The organism is Streptomyces tardus (genome assembly GCF_018101125.2).
In the GTDB taxonomy this organism is placed as follows: Bacteria; Actinomycetota; Actinomycetes; order Streptomycetales; family Streptomycetaceae; genus Streptomyces; species Streptomyces tardus.
Genome location: NZ_JAELVF020000001.1, coordinates 4,009,629 through 4,029,310 on the forward strand (window position 1 = coordinate 4,009,629; position 19,682 = coordinate 4,029,310).

Annotated in this window: 16 protein-coding genes; 6 read left to right on the forward strand and 10 right to left on the reverse strand. The window is 73.6% G+C overall.

What is annotated here, in order from left to right; all coding sequences use genetic code 11:
• Positions 1-586: flavoprotein (locus JGS22_RS17160; RefSeq protein WP_308405719.1), on the forward strand; the 586-nt coding region annotated here is incomplete at its 5' end.
• A gap of 182 nt (positions 587-768) precedes the next feature.
• On the opposite strand, the gene JGS22_RS17165 is transcribed toward JGS22_RS17160, so the two are convergent.
• Positions 769-1,413, reverse strand: a complete 645-nt coding sequence (locus JGS22_RS17165; RefSeq protein ID WP_216815024.1) for a DedA family protein — start codon at positions 1,411-1,413, stop codon at positions 769-771.
• Between the two features lie 205 nt (positions 1,414-1,618).
• On the opposite strand from JGS22_RS17165, the gene JGS22_RS17170 reads away from it, so the two are divergent.
• Positions 1,619-2,302: a superoxide dismutase family protein gene (locus JGS22_RS17170; RefSeq protein WP_236073187.1), complete on the forward strand. Its 684-nt coding sequence runs from the start codon at positions 1,619-1,621 to the stop codon at positions 2,300-2,302.
• A gap of 464 nt (positions 2,303-2,766) precedes the next feature.
• On the opposite strand, the gene JGS22_RS17175 is transcribed toward JGS22_RS17170, so the two are convergent.
• Positions 2,767-3,444, reverse strand: a complete 678-nt coding sequence (locus JGS22_RS17175) for an HNH endonuclease family protein (protein WP_211043362.1) — start codon at positions 3,442-3,444, stop codon at positions 2,767-2,769.
• An 826-nt stretch (positions 3,445-4,270) separates the two neighbouring features.
• Here JGS22_RS17175 and JGS22_RS17180 point away from each other — a divergent pair.
• Positions 4,271-4,852 carry a TMEM165/GDT1 family protein gene (locus tag JGS22_RS17180; protein WP_211043359.1) on the forward strand — a complete coding sequence of 194 codons (582 nt, stop codon included), beginning with the start codon at positions 4,271-4,273 and terminating at the stop codon, positions 4,850-4,852.
• Positions 4,853-4,972: 120 nt separating this feature from the next.
• On the opposite strand, the gene JGS22_RS17185 is transcribed toward JGS22_RS17180, so the two are convergent.
• Entirely contained in the window at positions 4,973-5,644 is a 672-nt protein-coding gene (locus JGS22_RS17185; RefSeq protein ID WP_211043357.1) for an HAD-IA family hydrolase, read from the reverse strand.
• A 422-nt stretch (positions 5,645-6,066) separates the two neighbouring features.
• On the opposite strand from JGS22_RS17185, the gene JGS22_RS17190 reads away from it, so the two are divergent.
• The gene (locus JGS22_RS17190) at positions 6,067-8,010 is read left to right on the forward strand and encodes an MFS transporter (RefSeq protein ID WP_216815094.1); all 1,944 of its coding nucleotides are present in this window, start codon (positions 6,067-6,069) and stop codon (positions 8,008-8,010) included.
• Positions 8,011-8,096: 86 nt separating this feature from the next.
• Here JGS22_RS17190 and JGS22_RS17195 read toward each other — a convergent pair whose 3' ends face one another.
• Entirely contained in the window at positions 8,097-8,450 is a 354-nt protein-coding gene (locus JGS22_RS17195; protein WP_211038331.1) for an antibiotic biosynthesis monooxygenase family protein, read from the reverse strand.
• A 382-nt stretch (positions 8,451-8,832) separates the two neighbouring features.
• Here JGS22_RS17195 and JGS22_RS17200 point away from each other — a divergent pair, with 382 nt between their 5' ends.
• Entirely contained in the window at positions 8,833-11,028 is a 2,196-nt protein-coding gene (locus JGS22_RS17200) for a bifunctional glycosyltransferase 87/phosphatase PAP2 family protein (protein ID WP_211038329.1), read from the forward strand.
• 103 nt (positions 11,029-11,131) lie between these two features.
• Here the strand turns inward: JGS22_RS17200 and JGS22_RS17205 are convergent, their stop codons facing one another.
• The 6 genes from JGS22_RS17205 to JGS22_RS17230 all read right to left on the reverse strand — a co-directional run bounded on the left by JGS22_RS17205 (position 11,132) and on the right by JGS22_RS17230 (position 17,997).
• Positions 11,132-12,043, reverse strand: a complete 912-nt coding sequence (locus JGS22_RS17205) for an ECF transporter S component (protein WP_211038328.1) — start codon at positions 12,041-12,043, stop codon at positions 11,132-11,134.
• Positions 12,040-13,650, reverse strand: coding sequence for an ABC transporter ATP-binding protein (locus JGS22_RS17210; protein ID WP_211038327.1), 1,611 nt, complete (start codon positions 13,648-13,650; stop codon positions 12,040-12,042). Before JGS22_RS17210 ends, JGS22_RS17205 begins: the two co-directional genes overlap by 4 nt.
• On the reverse strand, positions 13,647-14,804 hold the full coding sequence (locus JGS22_RS17215; RefSeq protein WP_211038326.1) for an energy-coupling factor transporter transmembrane component T: 1,158 nt from the start codon (positions 14,802-14,804) through the stop codon (positions 13,647-13,649). The genes JGS22_RS17210 and JGS22_RS17215 overlap by 4 nt, the downstream gene beginning before the upstream one ends.
• A complete protein-coding gene (locus JGS22_RS17220) occupies positions 14,801-15,523 on the reverse strand; it encodes an SCO2322 family protein (RefSeq protein WP_308405721.1) in 723 nt (240 codons plus the stop codon). The genes JGS22_RS17215 and JGS22_RS17220 overlap by 4 nt, the downstream gene beginning before the upstream one ends.
• A gap of 143 nt (positions 15,524-15,666) precedes the next feature.
• Positions 15,667-16,956, reverse strand: coding sequence for an SCO2321 family membrane protein (locus tag JGS22_RS17225; protein WP_211038324.1), 1,290 nt, complete (start codon positions 16,954-16,956; stop codon positions 15,667-15,669).
• Positions 16,957-17,367: 411 nt separating this feature from the next.
• Positions 17,368-17,997 carry a TetR family transcriptional regulator gene (locus tag JGS22_RS17230; RefSeq protein WP_211038323.1) on the reverse strand — a complete coding sequence of 210 codons (630 nt, stop codon included), beginning with the start codon at positions 17,995-17,997 and terminating at the stop codon, positions 17,368-17,370.
• Between the two features lie 292 nt (positions 17,998-18,289).
• Here JGS22_RS17230 and JGS22_RS17235 point away from each other — a divergent pair, with 292 nt between their 5' ends.
• The gene (locus JGS22_RS17235) at positions 18,290-19,618 is read left to right on the forward strand and encodes a glycosyltransferase family 4 protein (protein WP_211038322.1); all 1,329 of its coding nucleotides are present in this window, start codon (positions 18,290-18,292) and stop codon (positions 19,616-19,618) included.
• Positions 19,619-19,682 lie beyond the last annotated feature (64 nt).

Genomic DNA, 19,682 nt, shown 5'->3' on the forward strand with positions numbered 1-19,682 from the left:
GGGCTCGGGTGCGGGCCTGTGGTGGACTGTCGCCATGAGCCGCGTTCTGTATCTCCTCTCGTGCGCCGCGCAGCCGGTGCAGCACCTCGACCGGGCGGTTCGTCTGGCGCAGCGCGAGGGCTGGGAGGTCTGCCTCGGTCTCACTCCGACCGCGGCGGCGTGGATCGCCGCCGATCTGGACGGGCTCGTGGAGCTCACCGGGCGCCCGATCCGTTCCGCACAGCGGATGTTGGGCGAGACCAGCCCCTGGCCGGACCCGGACGTCTCGGTGATCGCCCCGGCGACTCTGAACACCGTGAACGCGATCGCGCTCGGCCTCACTCCGAACTGGGCGACCGGGCACGCGGTCGAAGTGATCGGAAGACGGCGGCCGTTGGTGGTCATGCCGTGTGTGAACAGTGAGTACGCCCGTCATCCCCAGTTCGACCGGTCCGTGGACGCGCTGCGCGGGGCCGGGGTGCGCGTGCTGCTGGGCGGGCCCGACGGGTTCGTGCCCCGTCCGCCCGGGGAGGGCGAGCCGGACCGGTACCCCTGGAGTCTGGCGCTGGAAGCCGCGGGCGAACTCGCCGCAGGGCGGCCGGAGTAGAGCGCTCGGGACGCTCCCCGGTTCCGGAGCAGCGCGTTCTGTACGTCCGCCGGGTCTCGTGCCTCGCTGCCTGCGCCGGTCGTACGGGGTACGTCTGCCGTCGAAGTCGAAGTCGGAGCCGGAGGCCGAGTCCGTGACCGGGGCGGGGACGGGGACGGCCTCGTGCGGTCGGTCGCCGTGGGTCAGGCGGCGGCGGAGGAGGGGCGGCGGCGGGTGAGGACGAAGGCGGCCAACGAGCCTGCCGCGAGGAGCGCCACGAGGGAGAGGGCGGTGGTGCCCCAGTTGACGCCGAGCAGCCGGCCGCCCACGTAGCCCAGGCCGACGCTGTAGCCGGCCCAGACGAACGCCGCGACAGCCGACCACGGTACGAACTCCCGTGCCGGGCGCTGTGTGACTCCGGAGGCCACGCTCATCACTGTGCGGCCGGCGGGCGCGAAGCGGGCGAGGACGAGGAGCGAGCCGCCGCCCCTCAACACGACGTCTCCGAGCCTGCGGTGTGCGCGGCTCAGCCGCCGGGACCGCTCGATGTGCGCGGAGAAGCGTGCGCCGCCGTGACGGGCGAGCAGGAAGGCGGTGACGTCACCGAGTACGGACGCGGTGGCCGCGCAGAGCAGCAGGAACACCAGTTCCGGCAGATGGGCGGCGGAGGGCGGCGGCGAGGTGAGGCTCGCGACATCGGCCGCGGTGGTCCCGGCCGCCGCGGTGGCGGCGGTGATCACCAGGTAACCGCTGGGCAGGAACGGCACGAACACGTCGAGGAGCACGGACGTCACGATGAGGACGTAGATCCACGGCTCGTAGATCAAAGTCCCCAGAGCGTCCAGCACCCGCTACTCCCCGTGTCAGCCCCGACGTCGGAGCGGCTTACCGCCGTAAAGACTACGCCGGGGTCCCTCACACGGTCCCCTTGGGGAGGAGTTCGCCGGTCGGGAGGCGTACCGCGAGGAGAGTGGCTCCAGCGGGACCACGGTGCACCGCACCGCCCGGCGCGCGACCCGTTCGGGCGCGCAACCCCCAGTGGAGGAGTACGAGATGGCGATGCCGACGAGGAACGGGACCCGGGCGCTGCTGGCGGCCGTGGGTGCGGTGGCGCTGCTGGCACCCGCCGCCACGGCGACGGCGACCGGTGCGGGCGCGAGGACCGACCACGAGGAGCCGCTGCGTCACCAGTCGGCCCAAAACGCGCCCCACACGTCCCCGGAGTCGGAGCGTGCGCCGGGCGGCAGCTGGATCGCGGCGGGCGGGAGCTTCGAGAAGGCCGAGGGCGGCCGGGTGCCCGCCGCAGTCACCTACGACAGTGCGGTGCCGGTCGGTTCGGGCATCACGGTGGCGCAGCGGCTGACCGGTAAGGGCACCGGCGTGATGGTGTGGGTGGACGGGCTGGAGTCCGACCGCTCGTTCGGCGCGCACGTGCACACCAAGCCCTGCGGCGCCCGACCGGACGACTCGGGCCCGCACTACCAGCACCGGGTCGACCCGGTGCAGCCCTCGGTGGACCCTGCTTACGCCAACCCGCGCAACGAGGTCTGGCTCGACTTCGACAGCGACGCCGAGGGCTCGGGCCGGGCGTCCGCCAAGCAGAAGTGGAACTTCCGCGAAGGCGGGGCGCGTTCGGTGGTGATCCACGAGCACTCGACGCACACGGAGGAGGGGCACGCGGGCCAGGCCGGCGCCCGACTGGCCTGTGTGAACGTCCCGTTCGCCGCCGCCGGCTGACGGGCCGCCGGCTGGTGGGAGGACCGGTGGTGAGCCGACCGGTGGTGGGCTGGTGGAGGCGGGGCTGACCGCCGGCGGCCGGTGGGACACCGTACGGCGGACGCGCTCGCACCGGCACCGGCTGCCGGGTCCGGCCCGCTTTCGGCGGCCTGCCCGCCGCAGTCCGTGCCTCTCGGCTCACACGCGGCAGCCAGTACGGGGCGACTCGTACGTCCAGGAAGCGCGTTCGGGAGCCTGCGCCCCGGAAACGTAGGACCGGCCCGTACGACCCGCATCCCTGAGACCGGAGACCGGAGACCGGGGAACATCGACCGGGGACGCGGAACGGAGACCGTCGACCGGAGACCGGAGAACCCCGCGGCCCCGAGCGAATCGTCGAATCGTCGCTCGGGGCCGCGGCGTTGGATGCCGGCTGGAGGGCGGCCGGTGGCACGGGCCGTCGTGAGGACGGCCGCGTGCCGGGGTCAGCAGGCGTTGAGCGCGCTGGTCAGCGCGGCCTTCTCGGCCTCGTCGACGTTCATCGCGTAGTCGTTCTTGATGCCGACCCAGGAGCGCGCGTAGACGCACTGGTAGCCGGCGCGGGGCATCCAGTCGGCCGGGTCCTTGTCGCCCTTGGAGCGGTTGGAGCTGGCCGAGACGGCTATGAGCTGCGCGGCGGTCAGGTTGTTGGCGAACGACCGGCGCTTGGACTCCGACCAGTCGGTGGCGCCGGAACGCCAGGCCTCGGCCAGCGGGACGATGTGGTCGATGTCGATGTCGGAGGAGTTGTTGACGGTGGTGTCGTCGTACTCCGAGTACCAACTGCCGCCGACCGCGCGGCACTGGTCGTCGGTCTCGACGTCGGTGCCGTCGCGCTGGAGCACGAGCTCGCGGGTGTCGCAGTTGTCGCCCTGGCTGATCCAGTGCGGGAACAGGTCGCGGTCGTAGCCGTCCATCGAGCCCGGGGCGGCGACGGGGAGCCCGTCGAGCAGGCTGAGCGCCTCGGCCTTGGTGGGCGGCGTGGGCGGCGCCGCCTGGGCCGCCGGTGTGCTGAACGCGAGCCCGCCGAGGAGTCCGGCCGCCGCTGCGGCTGCGATCGCCGGCATCCGCAGCTTACGCGCGTAGAAGCCGCGCCGAGCGGTGGACTTGTCTGTCTCTGCCATGGGAACTCCCTGCGAGTGGGGGGAAGTCGGATGCCGTTCGGGGTGTGGGGCCCGAAGGCATGCTGGCCCCGTCAGGTTGCGGCGGGGCAGTGCGCAGGTAACAGAGTGGCGACATGAGCACGTCAGGGCAAGGGGTGTGTCGGGCGAACGCCCGTTCTGTGGCGGTCGGTTCCCGGTGAATCGTGCGTTCCGCCCCCGGTGAACCGCCGTCCGGGGCGCCGAACGGTCGCGCGGGAACGGTAGTTCGCGCAGGTGTTCCGGAGTGCGCGCCGGCGCTCGGAGGTGAGAGCGAGCCGGCTCCGGGCCCGGGCGCGCACCACCGCGCGCTCCTGAGTACGGGCGACGGCGCGCGCTCCCGAGTACGGGCGACGGCGCGCGCTCCCGAGCGCGGGCCGGCGTCGTTCGCCGTACGGGCCGGCGGCGTTCGCGGTACGGGTGTGCGTCGTTCGCCGTACGGGTCCGCGGTGCGGGCGGGCGCGAGCGGCCCAGTCTGCTCGCGGAGTGTCCGGCGGGTGTGCGGGGCGTGGGCTCAGGGCGTGCCCTGCACGCCGTGCGCGGATCCGTTCCGGGTGGCAGCGGCGTGGTTGCTGCCCGGCTTCGGGGGTGGTCCGTGCGCGGGAGGCTGTCGTAGGGTGGGCGCTCTGAAGGGGAGTAGCTCTTCGCCGGAACGTCGACACACTGGGCGGCTCGTACCGCCCCGGCGCCCGGAGCGCGCCGCTTGCGGTGCGCCAGCGAGACCTTCGGCCGCAGTGTCCTGCACACTGCCGTGCCGAAGTCTGCGCTCTTCGCCGGTCCTCGGTACGGCCCTATCGACGAGGATCCCCAGATGTTCAGCTTCAGCGTCGCCGCGGTGACGTTCGGTGTCGTCTTTCTCGCGGAGCTGCCCGACAAGACCGCGCTCGCCGGGCTGGTGCTCGGCACCCGCTTCAGGGCGTCCTATGTCTTCGTCGGTGTCGCCGCCGCCTTCGCCGTGCACGTCGCACTCGCCATCGCCGCCGGCAGTCTGCTCGGACTGCTGCCGCAGCGGCTCCTGGCGACGATCGTCGGAGTGCTCTTCCTCACCGGTGCGTTCCTTCTGCTGCGGCACAAGGACGAGGAGGAGGACGAGGTGAAGAACCCCGCCGACCAGTCGTTCTGGAAGGTGGCGGGCACCGGCTTCATGCTCATCCTGGTCGCCGAGTTCGGCGATCTGACCCAGATCATGACCGCCAACCTGGCGGCCCGCTACGACAGTCCGCTCTCGGTGGCGGTCGGCGCGGTGCTGGCGCTCTGGGCGGTGGCCGCCATCGGCATCGTGGGTGGCCGTGCGTTGATGAAGCGCGTACCGCTGGGTCTCATCACGAGAATTGCGGCGGGCGTCATGGCCGTACTGGGCGTGTGGAGCCTGTACGAGGCGGTCGTCGGCTGACCGCAGCCCCGCGGGCCCCGAACTGAACGGCCCCGTCCCGTCCCGGAGCGTGTCCGGTGCCGGTGCCGGTGCCGGTCGGGAGGTTCGGGGTTCGCGGCCGGGGCCCGGCCGGGAAGAGAATCAGCCGAGGCGGGGCGCGAGCCGCAGCCGTACCTCCCCGCCCGGCAGCAACTCGACGCCCACCGCGGTGAGATCGGGCACCCGGGCGGTGGGTGCGGAGTCGGCGAGGTGGGCGCCGATCCCCAGTACGGGCATTCCGGCGGCCCGGGCGGCGCTCACGCCGGCCACCGAGTCCTCCAGCACCAGGCAGTCCGCTGGGGCGAAGCCGAGTTCGGCCGCGGCCTTCAGGAAGCCCTCCGGGTCCGGCTTGCTCGCTCCGACCGACTCCGCGGTGATCCGCAACTCGGGCACCATGAGTCCGGCAGCGCCCATTCGCGCCTCGGCGAGCGCCAGGCTGGCGGAGGTCACCAGCGCGTGCGGCGCGGCGGCGATGGCGTGGAGGAACTCCGGGGCTCCGGGGATCGGTACGACGCCCTCGGTGTCCTCGACCTCCTGCGCGAGCAGGCGGCGGTTGTCCGCGAGGTTCTCCGCGAGCGGACGGTCCGGCAGCAGTGTCGCCATGGTCGCGTACCCCTGACGTCCGCGGCCGAGCCGGATGGCCCGCTCGGGGTCGACGCCGTGCTCGGCGGCCCAGCCGCGCCAGACCCGCTCCACGGCGGCGTCCGAGTTGACCAGGGTGCCGTCCATGTCGAGCAGCAGGGCGCGGGTGGTGAGCAGGGTGGCTTCGGTCATGGTGGCGTGCTCCGGGTCGCTGGGTGTACGGACCTGCACGGTGCGTACGGATCTGCGGTGCGTACTGGTCCGCGGCGCGTACCGATCCGGGACGGATCCGCTCGCGGGCGGCGGACTTCTCCGGCGATCGTACGGAGGTGCCCCCGCTCGCGAGCGGGGTGCCTCTGCGGAGTGGGCGGGCCGGAGCGAACGCCCCGGCCCCGGGTAAATCAGTGGCTCCGTCCGCCGGTCAGGGATACCCGCTGCCAGGAGCGGGAACGAACGGAGCCACTTTGTTTTACCCGGGGCCGGGGCGTTCGCTCCGGCCCGCCCACTCCGCAGAGGCACCCCGCTCGCGAGCGGGGTGCCTCTGCGGAGTGGGCGGGCCGGAGCGAAGCGCCCAGGACAAGCGCACCCTGTACCTCGCCCTGGGCGCACTGCTGATGGGCATGCTGCTCGCGGCGCTGGACCAGACGATCGTCTCCACCGCGCTGCCGACCATCGTCAGCGACCTCGGCGGCATGGACCATCTCTCCTGGGTCGTGACCGCCTACCTGCTGGCGGCGACCGCGGCGACCCCGCTGTGGGGGAAACTCGGCGACCAGTACGGGCGCAAGAAGCTCTACCAGGGCGCCATCGTCATCTTCCTGATCGGCTCGGCGCTGTGCGGACTCGCCCAGACCATGGTGGAGCTGATCGCCTTCCGCGCGGTCCAGGGGCTCGGCGGCGGCGGGCTGATGGTGCTCTCCATGGCGATCGTCGGCGATCTGGTGCCACCACGGGACCGCGGGCGCTACCAGGGGCTCTTCGGAGCGGTCTTCGGTGTCACCAGCGTGCTCGGCCCGCTGCTGGGCGGGCTCTTCGTCGACCACCTCAGCTGGCGGTGGGTCTTCTACATCAACCTCCCCCTGGGGGCGGTCGCGCTGGTGGTGATCGCCGCGGTGCTCCACATCCCGGTACCCGACCGCAGGCACCACATCGACTACCTGGGGACGCTGCTCATCGCCTCGGTCGCCACCTGTGTCGTACTGGTCACCTCGCTCGGCGGGACCGCGTGGGAGTGGGCCTCGGCGCCGGTGTACGGGCTGTCGGCGGCGGCGCTGGTCCTGCTGTACGCCTTCGTACGGGTCGAGCGGCGCGCCGTGGAACCGGTGCTGCCGCCACACCTCTTCCGCAACCCCACCTTCTCCATCAGCTCGCTCATCGGCTTCGTCATCGGTTTCGCGATGTTCGGCACGATGATCTACCTCCCGACCTTCCTCCAGGTCGTCCACGGCGTCTCGCCGACCCTCTCGGGTGTGCACATGCTCCCGATGGTGCTGGGCATCCTCACCAGCTCGACGCTCTCGGGCCAGCTGGTGAGCCGTACGGGCCGGTGGAAGGTGTTCCCGATCCTGGGGACCGCCGTGATGACGGTCGGGCTGCTGCTTCTGCACAACCTCGACGAGCACAGCACCAACTGGCAGATGAGCGGCGCCTTCCTGGTCTTCGGTCTGGGGCTCGGCCTGGTCATGCAGGTGCTGGTCCTGATCGTGCAGAACACCGTCGACTACGCGCACCTCGGAGTCGCCACCTCGGCCGCGACGTTCTTCCGCTCCATCGGCGCTTCGGTCGGGGTCTCGGTGTTCGGCGCGATCTTCGCCGCCAAGCTCGCTCCGCGGATGGAGGACGTGCTCGCCGGACAGCGGCTGCCGCCCGGGGTGACTCCGCAGTCCCTCCGGGAGGACCCGAGGGCCGTGGCCGAGCTGGGTCCGCAGGCGCGTTCCGGGGCGCTGCACGCGTACGCCGAGTCGATCACCGACGTCTTCGTATGGGCCGCGCCCATCACCGCGCTGGCCTTTCTGCTGGCCTGGTTCCTGAAGGAGACGCCGCTGCGCAAGAGCGTGCAGGCGCCGGAGGGCAGCCAGACGCTCGGTGCGAACCCGGTGGAGCGCTCCTCCCACGACGAGCTGTGCCGTGCGCTCAGCGTCCTCAGCAGCCGGGAGGGGCGCCGTGACCTGTACGCGCGGCTCACCGAGCGGGCCGGCCTGGAACTGCGGCCCGCCGCCGGGTGGTTGCTGCTGCGGATACGGCGCCACGGGTCCGTCGAACCCGCTCTCATCGCGGACCGGCACGAGCTCGACCGCGAGGTGGTGGCGCACGGCGCGCGGCAGTTGGAGGAACGCGGACTCGCCTACCGCGAGGGCATCCCGCTGATGCTCACCGACCGCGGAGTGGAGGCCGCGGCCAGGGTCGCGCAGGCGCGCGAAGAGGCGCTCGGCGAACTCCTCGGAGACTGGTGGGGGCCGGACCGCCCGCGTGATCTGTACGACCTGGTGCACGAGCTGTCCGACGAGCTGGGCGGCGGGCGCAACGAGACGCCCCGCAACCATGTGCGGGACGTCTGACCCGTCCCGCCCGCGCCGGTCGCCGCCCCTGCCGCCCTGCCGGCCCGCCCGCCGACGGGCGGGCCGGAACCGCCCCCGCCCCGGTACTACTTGGGCGCCGCCTGCTGCACGACCTCGAAGGACCAGACCGTCGAGCCGGTGGCCGCGGGCTTCGGCCGTTCGCCGCCCGTGCCCTCGCCGCCTCCGCTCTCGCCGGACTGCCCGGCGCCGCGCTGGTGGGCAGCCTTCATCGGGCCCTCCATCCACGCCCGGAACGACTCCTCGTCGCGCCACCGGGTGTACACCAGGTACGTGTCGGTGCCCTCGACGGGCCGCAGCAGCTCGAACCACTCGAAGCCGTCCGCGCTGTCGACGGTCCCCGCACGGGAGGCGAACCGCTTCTCCAGCACCTCGCGCTGCTCCTCGGGAACTTCCAGCAGATTGATCTTGACGACGCTCACGACCACCACTCCTGTCCTCGTCAACGACTGGTCTCGCGGCCCGCCCGGTACACCCCGCGAGCAGGCGCCGACCTGGAAGAACCACGATCGCACGCCGTTCCGCGGGCCCGGCGACCGCGTCCCGGCGGCCACTTCCGGAGGCCGGCCGGGCAGCGTGGGGGCGCCTTCCGGAGGCCGGCCCGGTGGCGATCCGGGCGGCGTGGAACAGCGGACGGATTCGACCGCGGGGGAGCGGCGTGGAAAGCTGGCGGGCTTGTGCGGCCGGACTCGGGTCGACTCATACTGGGTCCCGGTCAGGTGACAGAGTGATGTCCTGCGTCTGACATCCGGGACGACAGTTCCCCGGGTGGGGGACGGACGAGGCTGGGCACGGGGACGTGAGTTGAGCAAAGAGACAGACGAGCGGGCCGCGCGGCTGCGTTCGCGGAGCATCGCGATGGTGGCACTGCTGTGGCTCGTGACCGGGGCGCTGGCAGTGCGGCAGTTGGTGGTGACCTGGAGCGGTTCCCACGAGCCGCGGCTGACCGAGGTCACCGCCTGGCTCGCGCGCAACAGCGCACCCGCCGGCCCGGAGGCCGTCTACGACGGTGACGCCTTCACCGGCCCGCCGTTCGCGGCTGCGCTGCTGCGGCCGTTCGGCGCGCTGCACCGCGACCTCTTCGAGGTGCTGTGGGCACTCGGACTGCTCGGCCTGGTCGCCGCCTTCGCCGTGCTGGCGCTGCGGCGGATGCCGGGCGGCCCCGCGGGTGTGACGCTGCGGTACGCGCTGCCGCTGGGGCTCGCCGCGCTGCTGGTCTCCGAGCCGGTGCGGTCGATGTTCTCCACCGGCGAGGCCGGCATCGTACCGACGCTGCTGGCGCTCCTCGCCGTGGTCCACGGCGCCAGACCGGCCTGGCGCGACCTCTCGCCGGTGGTGCCGACGGCCGGTCTGCTGGTGGGCCTGGCGGCGGCGTTCCAGCCCGTACTGCTGTTGTTCGCGGGTCTGCTGTGGCTGCTGGGCAGGCGGCGCGAGGCGGTGACCGGCGCGGCGACGTTCCTGCTGGCCTCGCTGGTCGCCTGGGCGGCGATGCCGGCGGCCTCCGCCGACTACTGGCTCGGCCACTTCGCCGGAGTGGGTCTCGGCGGTGCGCCCGACGAGGTCGGCAACCAGTCCCTGCACGGGCTGCTGCTGCGGCTCGGGCTGTCGGGACCGCTGGAAATCGTGCTCTTTCTCCTGCTCGCCGCCGCCGTGGTCGTGCTCGGCCTGCGGCGCGCCGTCCGCTACGCGCAGGACGGCCAACTGCTGCTGGCGGCGGCGCTGGTGGGCTGTGTCGTCGTCGCCGTCTCACCGGTGGCCTGGCAGCACCAGCAGCTGTGGATCCTGCTCGCGCTGGTGGGCCGGATCGGCCGCCGCAAGGGCGACCGGCTGGTGTGGCCGGTGCTGGTCGTCATGGTGCTCGGCCTCAGCTCCGAGGCGCTGGTGCCCAAGATCGCCTGGCTGGCGCCGCTCGGTGAGAACGCGCCGCTGCTGGTGGCGCTCGCCGCCGCTCTCGCGCTGCCTTTCGTCACCCGCACCTCGCCGGCCTGGGACAACCCCGAGCCGTCCGGCCCGTTCAGCCGACCGCATCTGATGCTGGAGCTGCTGCTCATCAGGGTCGGCTACTTCGCGTACTCCTGGGTGCGTTCGCTGGCGCCGGACAGCCGGGAGATCGCCGAGGGGCACGGTCAGCAGATCCTCGACCTGGAGCAGGCGCTCCACCTGGACTGGGAGCTGTGGATCAACGAGGTCGTGGCCCGTACGGCATGGCTCGAGAGCAGCATGAACTTCTACTACGGGGCGTTCCACTTCCTGGTCCCCGTCTCCGTGCTCGCCTGGCTCTATCTGCGCCGCCCGCCGACCTACCGCTGGGCGCGCAACGCACTGTGCTACGCCACGCTGCTGGGCCTCGTCGGCTTCCTGCTCTACCCGCTGGCACCGCCGCGGCTGATGCCGGACCACAACTACGTCGACACCATCAACGGCCCGCAGGACTTCGACGATCCGAGCTTCGGCGTACTGACCGGCGTCTCCAACCAGTACGCGGCGATGCCCTCGCTGCACGTGGGCTGGTCGCTGTGGGCGGGCATCGTGCTCGTCCGGGCCAGCCCCTGGCTCTGGGCGCGGCTGCTGGGCTGGATGTATCCGCTGCTCACCACGGTGGTGGTGATGGGCACCGCGAACCACTACCTGCTGGACGCCGCGGGCGGCGCGGTCGTGGTGGTCGCCGGGTTCGTGCTGGCGGGCCTCTGGCGGCGCTGCGGCCCCGGCCGTTCGGCAGCAGAGCCCGGCGCCGACGCGGACATCGGGGCGCCTCCCGATCCGGAAGTCGCCGACCGGGCGAGCTCCGGCGGCGGGCGGGACGCTGCTCTCGACGGGGAGTCCGACGGCCCGCTCGACGGGCGGGAGCCGCTGACGGCCGGTTCCGCGCGGCCGGTCGCCCCGCGTCAGCGCGAGGCCGGTGAACGGGCGACCGTCCCGGCCCGCAGGACCGGAGGATCCGGCGTCGCAGGCGCGGACAGGGACCAGGACGGCGACGGCGCCGAGCCCGTACTCAACTGAGCCGACCCACAGGGCTGTTCAACCGGTACCGGCCCGCCCTGTCCGTGCCTGTCGGCCCGCCCCGTCCGCCGGCCCGTGCCCGCCGCCACGGGCCGTCGGCGGTTCAGTCCGCGGTCGGAGCCGGGCGGTCGGGCACGTCGAAGGCTGCCCGCCGGGTCGCCCGCCGCAGCGCCCGCAGTACGGTCGCGCCGAGCGTCAGCGTCAACACGACGGTGAGCAGCGCTCGGGGCAGGTCCCAGCCGAGCGAGGTCGCCAGCCAGTACGCCGTGAAACGGGCCAGGTTCTCCGCCACCGGATCGCCGGGCACGAAGGAGATCCCGCTGCTCAGCCCGGCGATGTAGGTCCAGCCCTGGAGGTTCATCACCAGCCCGTATGCCGCCGAGGCCACCGCGCCGTAGACCGCGAGGAGCGCCAACTCCCCGCGTCCGCGCAGGTTGTCGGAGCCCGGCAGCAGTCCGGCGCCCATCGCGACCCAGCCCATCGAGAGCATCTGGAAGGGCATCCACGGGCCGACGCCGCCGGTCAGCAGCGCCGAGGCGAACATGCAGACGGCGCCCAGGACGAAGCCGAACCCCGGGCCGAGCACCCGCCCGGCGAGCACCATCAGGAAGAACATCGGCTCGAGTCCGGCCGTGCCCGCGCCCAGTGGCCGCAGTGCGGCCCCGGCTGCGGCCAGCACCCCGAGCATGGCGACCGCCTTGGCGTTCAGCCCGGTGTCGGCGATGGTCGCGACGACCACGGCGATCAGCAGCGGCAGCAGTACGGCGAACAGCCAGGGGGCGTCCCGGGAGTGGGCGAGTCCGGAGGCGGAGTCGGCCAGCAGCGGCCAGCCGAAGGCGACCACCCCCACCGCGGACACCAGCCCGAGCGCGAACGCCGAACGTCCGCCGAGCCGGACGGCCCGCGCCTGCCGGTCCGGGGCCTGCCGGTCCCGCGCCGCCGCGCCGGCGCCGCCCGATGCGCCGCCGGGCCCGCCGGCAGGACTCCCCGCGTCCGCCTCGTGGTGCTCGCTCATCGGTCGTCCGCCAGCGCAGCCCGGACCTGCGGCATCGTCAACCAGCGCTGCGGGGCGAGGATCTTGGCGATCTGCGGGGCGAACGCCGGTGAGGAGACGACGACTTCGGCGGTGGGCCCGTCCGCGACGAGTTCGCCCTGCGCCATGATCAGCACCCGTCCGGCGGACTCCGCGGCCAACTCCACGTCGTGGGTGGCCAGAACGACCGCGTGGCCGCGGGCGGCGAGCCCGCGCAGGACCGTCACCAGCCGCGACTTCGCGGCGTAGTCCAGGCCCCGGGTCGGCTCGTCCAGCAGGATCAGCGGGGGAGCGGCGGTGAGGATGATGGCCAGTGCGAGTGCCAGCCGCTGCCCCTCGGAGAGGTCGCGCGGGTGGGTGTCGTCGGCGATGTCCGGGAGCAGTTCGGCGGTCAGGGCCCGGCAGCTGCCCGGCTCGGCGCCGGCGTCGCGGTCGGCGGCGCGGCACTCGGCGGCGACGGTGTCGGCGTACAGCAGGTCGCGGGGCTCCTGGGGCACGAGTCCCGCGTGCCGCAGCAGTTCGCCCGGCGGCGTGCGGTGCGGTTCCACGCCGCCGACCCGTACGGTGCCGCCGGCCGGTTCGTGGCCGCCGACCAGGGTGCGGAGCAGGGTGGATTTCCCCGCGCCGTTGCGGCCCATCAGTGCGACCGTCTCCCCGGCCCGTACGGTCAGCGACAGCTCGTGCAGCACCGTACGGCGACCGCGCCGTACTCGCAGCCGGTCGGTGCGCGCCAACTCCTTGCCCAGCGCCGGGTGTTCGGTCTCCGGCTGCCGGTCGGCCAGCTGTTCGCGCAGGCCGGAGGCCCGGCGGCGGGCGTCGCGCACCGACAGCGGCAGCGGCGTCCAGCCCGCGAGCCCGCCGAGCGCCACGACCGGCGGCCGGACCGGGGAGACGGCCATCAGCTCCGCCGGGTCGCCGGACCGGGCGCGCTCGCCGGGGCCGGGCAGCAGGACGAGCTGGTCGGCGTAGTGCACCACCCGTTCCAGCCGGTGCTCGGCCATCAGCACCGTGGTCCCGAGGTCGTGGACCAGGCGCTGGAGCACGGCCAGCACCTCCTCGGCGGCGGCCGGGTCGAGCGCGGAGGTCGGCTCGTCGAGGACCAGCACTCGCGGGTGGGGAGTGAGGACGGATCCGATGGCGACACGCTGCATCTGGCCGCCGGAGAGAGAGGCGATCGGCCGGTCGCGCAGTTCGGCGAGGCCGAGCAGGTCCAGGGTCTCCTCGACGCGTCGGCGCATCGTCTCCGGCGGCAGCCCGAGCGATTCCATTCCGTAGGCGAGCTCGTCCTCCACGACGTCGGTGACGAAGTGTGCGAGCGGGTCCTGGCCCACCGTGCCGACGACGTCCGCCAGTTCGCGCGGCCGGTGGGTACGGGTGTCGCGGCCGTCGACGGTGACGCGTCCGCGCAGCGTGCCCCCGGTGAAGTGCGGCACGAGCCCGGAGACGGTGCCGAGCAGTGTCGACTTGCCGACCCCGGACGGGCCGACGAGCAGCGCGAGTTCGCCCTCGGGGACGGTCAGGTCGACGCCGGTGAGCGCGGGCGCGCGGGCGCCCTCGTAGTGCACCGACACCTCCTCGAAGCGGATCATCGGCTGTCCTCCTTCGCGGGTGCGCGGTCCCCGCCCGCGCCGGGCGGCAGCGGCGCCACCACGGCGGGCAGCAGCCCCAGCAGCGTCAACGCGGCGGGCCACAGCGGGAGTTCGGGTGCGGTCAGGGGTACCGCGGGCGGATTGAGCATCTGCGGATCGGTCGCCGCGCCCCACAGCATCGCCGCTGCGACAGCCCCGCCGGAGGCCGCGACCAGCCAGGCGCGCGGACCCCAGCGGTCCGGTCGGTAGCGGGTGCGCACCGCGCGTCTGCCGCCGAGTCGCAGTCCGGCGAGCGCGGCGGCGAGCCCCAGGAGCAGCAGCGGCAGACCGAAGACCGCTCCCTCGGCGGCGAGCAGCCCGTAGGTGCCCGCGCACACCCCCAGCAGACCGCCGAGGGTGAGGACGTTGGTGAACAGCCGCACCGGGCGCGGCACTCGGGCGCTGCGCCCGTACCCCCGCGCGTCCATCGCCGCGGCCAGCGCGACCGAACGCTCCAGCGCCCCCTCCAGCACCGGCAGCGCCACCTGGAGGATCGCCCGCACGCCCTTGTCGCTGCGCCCGCGCAGTCGCCGCGCGGCCCGCAACCGCTGCACGTCGGCGACCAGATGCGGGGCGAACGTCATGGCCACGACCACGGCGACCCCGACCTCGTACAGCGCCCCCGGCAGGGACTTCAGCAGCCGGGCGGGGTTGGCGAGCGCGTTCGCCGCGCCCACGCAGATCAGCAGGGTGGCCAGCCGCATACCGTCCTGGAGCGCGAACAGCAGCCCCTCGGCGGTGACTTGGCCGCCGAGCCGTACGCCCTGGGCCCAGTCGGGCAGCGGGACTTCGGGCAGTACGAAGAGGGTGTGGGTGCCCGGGATCGGAGAGCCGAGCAGCACCGCGAAGACCAGCCGGATCGCCAGCACCAGCAGCGCCAGCTTCACGAAGGTGCCGTACGCCCGTGCCCAGGGGGCGTCGGTGCGGCGGGCGGCGACGACGTAGCCGGAGACCGCGACGAGCAGGGCGAGCAGCAGCGGGTTGGTGGTGCGGGAGGCCGCCGTGGCGAGCCCGAGGGCCCACAGCCACCATGCGCCCGCGTGCAGTGCGGCGGCACGGCTGTCCTCGGGTGCACGCAGACTGCCGAGCAGTCGAGCGGCGGGTGCCGGGCTCACGGGCGGCGACGCCGTACCTGCCGGGCGGCTCCCGCGGCGAGGAGGATCAGGACGCCGACACCGAGGTAGAGCGGCGCGGTCGGCCCGCTGTCGTCGAGCCCGTCCGATCCGTCGGCGCGGTCGTCGCCGGGGTCGGAGCTGTCCGGGCCGTCCTCGCCGCCGCCCGAAATGCGTTCGCCGCAACCGGACTTCGGGTAGCCCTCGATCGCGCACAGCAGTGCCGAGGAGTCGTAGCGCAGCGGCGGGGCCTCGGCCGCCAGTGCGTCCGCCGCGCTGCCGCCCGGCTCCAGCAGGGCGCAGGCGGTACGGGGTTCGGGGGGCTTCTCGCCGGAGGGTGCGTCGGCTCCGGTCCCGGGGTCGACGACCAGCGCGACGCGTTTCCTGCCGGCCGCGGGGCCGTTGTCCGCGCAGATCTCCCGGAAGTCCGCGGTCGGCCGCGGAGTCGCACCGTCGCCCCGGCCGCCGCCCGGTCCTTCGCCGTCGGCGGGGCCCTCGCTCTCACCGTCACTCTCGCCGGCGTCGCGGCTCGCGGTGAAGCGGAAGCCGACCACCTCGCCGTCGTCGGGCCGCAGCCCGGCGGGCCCCTGTTGGGCGTACCGCCACTCGCCGTGCTCGCTCGCGGTCCAGAACGACCAGTACCGGTACCCGCCGTCCGCGGCTTCCGCCGACCGGGCGCCGGCCAACGGCGCCACCAGCGCGAGAACGGCGGCGACGGCCACGAGCAAGCCGGACCGCGCGGGCGCCTTCCCGCGCGCAGCCGACCCGCCGCCCGCGAGCGACGCAGCATCGTCCGCGCGACCGCGTTCCGCCACCGCCGTGCGCCCGGTCCCCCGACCGGGCGCACGGACGCACCCGATGCGCATCAGCTGTTCTTGCCACCCTTGCGCATGCTCATCAGCAGCCCCATGCCGATACCGGCGACCAGCGCCGCTGCGACGATCCACAGCACGAGATTCGATCCTCCGTCGTCTTCCTCGGCCTCGTCCGCGCCGGCGTTCTCGGGCTCGGACCTCTCGGGCTCGGGGCCGGTGGCGTTCAGCCGTTTCACCAGGTCGGTGTCGGCGAAATCGGTCGCGTCGCCGCCCGAGGCGTGCACCGCCAGCACGAGCTGGGCGAGCGCGGCCGGGTTGGTGGTGACGCCGTCCCAGCCCTTGATGTTCTTCTCCAGCCAGCCCAGCGGCCGTGCCGCCGCGCCCGGCTCGCCGATGCCGGAGAGCGCCAGGGCGGCGAGCGCGGTGCTGCCGTGGTCGGGCTGGTCCTGCGCGCCGGGTGTGACCGACGGCAGGAATCCCTTGTTCTCCTTCAGCGCGCCGCTGAGGTACGCGGCGGCGGCCTTCGCGGAGTCCTTCTGCGCGTAGGTGTCGTCCTCGCCGCAGGAGGGCGCCGCGACCTCGGTGGCGTCGCCGTCCTCGGCCGCCGCGGGCCGGTCCGCGGCGACGGAGGCGAAACCGGAACCGTCTGCGGCCAGTGCGGCGGCGACCGTCGCGGCGTCGTTGGCCGCGAGCTCGTCCTTCTCCGGCATGTACGCGAAGGCGCCGCGCTCGCCCGCGTCCGCGTCGCAGCCCAACTGGAGTGCGCGCAGGGCGTCGTAGGGCGTGCGGTCACCGGTCCTGGAGGCGACCTCGCCGGGCTTCTCGCCCGCCGCGGCCAGCGCGCCGACCACCAGTGCGGTGGAGTTGGCGTCCGAGTCGCCGCCCGGGTTGTAGCCCCAGCCGCCGTCCTTGTTCTGTACGGACTTCAGCCAGGTCACCGAGGCGGCGACGGTCTTGCCGTGGCCGCCGAGCCGCGCCAGCGCCTGCACGGCGGCGCCTGTCGCGTTGGTGTCCGCCGCGTCCTCGCCCGAGCCGCTGCCGCAGGGCTCGCCGGGGTCCGGGCGGTAGGCGGTGAACGACCCGCCGTCGCACTGCTGTTGGGCCAGCCAGTTCACCGCCTTCTTCGCCGGTACGACGCCGACCGCGTCCTGTGCGAGCAGCGCGAGGGACTGGCGGTAGACCCCGTCGTACTGCGGGTCGGCGCTCCCGTACAGGCCCGAGGGGAGCTTCGGCTTCGGCGAGGGCGACTCCTCGGCCAGAGCGGCGGGCGCCCCGAGGACACCGGCCGAGCCCAGCAGGGCCGCGCCGGCGAGGACCGCCGCGCTGCGACGCAGGAACATTCTCGATGCCTTTCGGTGAGCGGTCGCGACCACCGCGCACCGGAAGAGGGCCACATCGCGTGTGGCGCTCTGCCGGGCTCAGCATCCGCGTTCCGCGACGGTGCCGGCACCGTCGTGCCGGGAGCCGCGGGCGCCTCGACCGCTGTCGACGCGCCCGCCTGGCGTCCACGTACGGGTGCTCCGGCTCGCGGGTGCGTACGCCGCCGGGTCCGGGCGTCGGGCGCCCGGGGCGTACGGTCCGCTGACGGTTGCGGGTCAGCGCCGGATTCCCACCGGCTTCCCCCGTGCGTGGACGTGCGTTGTGCACCGGCCACTGTAGCGCCGGCCCGAACGGCGCCTGCCGGACGCCTGTCCGTCGACCGCAGGCCCGCCCAGCGCCGACTGCGTGGGCTCCGCCGCGGTGCGGGTGGGTCAGCCCCGGTCGTCGGGGGGCGGGACCGCGGCGGGAAGGTCGACCAGTCGGCAGACCGTCTCGATGTCGGCCGTGACCTCGCCGATGGAGGCCCGGCCGGAGAGCCAGGTGATCAGCGTCGAGTGCCAGGTGTGCTCTATCACCCGGGCGGCGGCCATCTGCTGCGGGCTCGGTGGACCGTCCAGACGCATCGCGTCCAGGATGATCCGCCTGGTCAGCTGGGAGACGACATCGACCTCCTGGCTGACCGAGCGGTCGGCGAACAGGCAGGCCCGCACCATCGCGTCGGCCAGCTGTGGGTCGCGCTGGAGCCCGCGGAAGGCGCGCATCAGGGTGTTCGCCACCCGGGCGGCGGGCTCGGCGTCGGTCGGCGGCCTGCGGTGCAGCCCGTCGTGCAGCTGCCTCAGCTGGTCCTGCATGGTGGCGACCAGCAGATGGACCTTGGAGGGGAAGTACCGGTAGAGGGTGCCGAGCGCCACCTGGGAGGAGTCGGCCACTTCGCGCATCTGCACGGCGTCGAACCCGCCGCGCCTGGCCAGCCGGACGCCGGCCTTGAGGATGCGCCGGCGGCGCTCCTCCTGGCGCTCGGTCAGGGGAGTGGCAGCGGACGGGTTCGAGGGTGTGGTCATGACGGGGGAACAGCTCCGGATCTGACGAGGTGAGCGAGCACGAGACCCACTCCGGACGGGCCGCCCGAGCGGTCCGTGGTGGTGGGAATCACCGGTTCCGCCCCGGCGGACGAGGTGGCCGGCCGGTAGATTCGTGCGGTGAGCACCGAAGACGCGCACTCAGTGAGGGCGCCTCACCGGAACGCACTTCTGTAACTTGTTCTAGCTTATCGCGAGCGACTACGCTCACACGGAAGCTTCCGGCGAGTAACCAGTCGTGGAATCCCGGCTGGCCAGTGAGAAAGGGCCGCGTGTGAACGCTGAGGCCGTACGGGACCCGTCTCCGCGACAGGCAGCCGCAGACCTCGCCGACGGTCCGGTGGGCGACGGCGGTCTGCGCATCGCCCTGCTGACCTACAAGGGCAACCCGTACTGCGGCGGACAGGGCGTCTACGTCCGTCACCTCTCGCGGGAGCTGGCCCGGCTCGGCCATCGCGTCGAGGTGATCGGTGCCCAGCCCTACCCGGTGCTCGACGAGGGCGTCACCCTCACCGAGCTGCCCTCCCTGGACCTCTACCGCCAGCCCGACCCGTTCCGCACGCCCCGACCCGGCGAGTACCGCGACTGGGTCGACGCCGTGGAGGTCGCCACCATGTGGACCGGCGGGTTCCCCGAGCCGCTGACCTTCTCGCTGCGCGCCCGCCGCCATCTGGCCGCCAGGCGCGGGGAGTTCGACGTCGTGCACGACAACCAGACGCTCGGCTACGGGCTGTTGGGCGATCTCGGCGCGCCGCTGGTGACCACCATCCACCACCCCATCACCGTGGACCGGCAGTTGGATCTCGCTGCCGCGCAGGGGCCGGTCCGCCGCGCCTCGGTGCGCCGCTGGTACGGCTTCACCCGCATGCAGCGCCGGGTCGCGCGCCGACTGCCCTCGGTGCTGACCGTCTCGGGGACCTCGCGCCGCGAGATCGTCGAGCACCTCGGCGTCCGGCCCGAGCGCGTCGAGGTGGTGCACATCGGCGCGGACAGCAGGCTGTTCTCGCCGGATCCGGCCGTCCCCGCGGTGCCGGGCCGCATCGTCACCACCTCCAGCGCCGACGTGCCCCTCAAGGGCCTGATCCACCTCGTCGAGGCGCTGGCCAAGACCCGTGCAGAGCACCCCGACGCGCATCTGGTCGTGGTCGGCAAGCGCGCCGACGACGGGCCGGTCGCTGCCGCCATCGAGCGGTACGGGCTGGGCGGGGCCGTCGAGTTCGTCAAGGGCATCTCCGACCGGGAGCTGGCCGACCTGCTGCGCAGCGCCCAGGTCGCCTGCGTCCCCTCGCTGTACGAGGGCTTCTCGCTGCCGGCCGCCGAGGCGATGGCCACCGGCACGCCGCTGGTCGCCACCACCGGCGGTGCCATCCCCGAGGTCGCCGGTCCCGACGGCGAGACCTGCCTCGCGGTACCGCCCGGCGAGGCAGGAGCGCTGGCGACGGCGCTCGGCCGGCTGCTCGGCGACCAGGAACTGCGGGCCCGCCTCGGTGCCGCCGGACGGGAACGTGTTCTCGCTCGCTTCACCTGGGAGCAGGCAGCCCTGCGCACCGCCGACCGCTATCGGGAGGCCGTCGCGCGCGGCGCCGCCGTCCGCGCCCGCTGACCCGCCGTCGGCTCCGTCGCCGGTACCGCGCACGGCCGCGCGACGATCCGCTCCACCCGACTCA

Excerpts from the sequence above, each read along its gene's own strand:
- JGS22_RS17170 (WP_236073187.1), top strand. The coding sequence starts at position 1,619 with ATGGCGATGCCGACGAGGAACGGGACCCGGGCGCTGCTGGCGGCCGTG.
- JGS22_RS17175 (WP_211043362.1), bottom strand. The coding sequence starts at position 3,444 with ATGGCAGAGACAGACAAGTCCACCGCTCGGCGCGGCTTCTACGCGCGT.
- JGS22_RS17180 (WP_211043359.1), top strand. The coding sequence starts at position 4,271 with ATGTTCAGCTTCAGCGTCGCCGCGGTGACGTTCGGTGTCGTCTTTCTC.
- JGS22_RS17185 (WP_211043357.1), bottom strand. The coding sequence starts at position 5,644 with ATGACCGAAGCCACCCTGCTCACCACCCGCGCCCTGCTGCTCGACATG.
- JGS22_RS17190 (WP_216815094.1), top strand. The coding sequence starts at position 6,067 with ATGGGCATGCTGCTCGCGGCGCTGGACCAGACGATCGTCTCCACCGCG.
- JGS22_RS17205 (WP_211038328.1), bottom strand. The coding sequence starts at position 12,043 with ATGAGCGAGCACCACGAGGCGGACGCGGGGAGTCCTGCCGGCGGGCCC.
- JGS22_RS17210 (WP_211038327.1), bottom strand. The coding sequence starts at position 13,650 with ATGATCCGCTTCGAGGAGGTGTCGGTGCACTACGAGGGCGCCCGCGCG.
- JGS22_RS17225 (WP_211038324.1), bottom strand. The coding sequence starts at position 16,956 with ATGTTCCTGCGTCGCAGCGCGGCGGTCCTCGCCGGCGCGGCCCTGCTG.
- JGS22_RS17230 (WP_211038323.1), bottom strand. The coding sequence starts at position 17,997 with ATGACCACACCCTCGAACCCGTCCGCTGCCACTCCCCTGACCGAGCGC.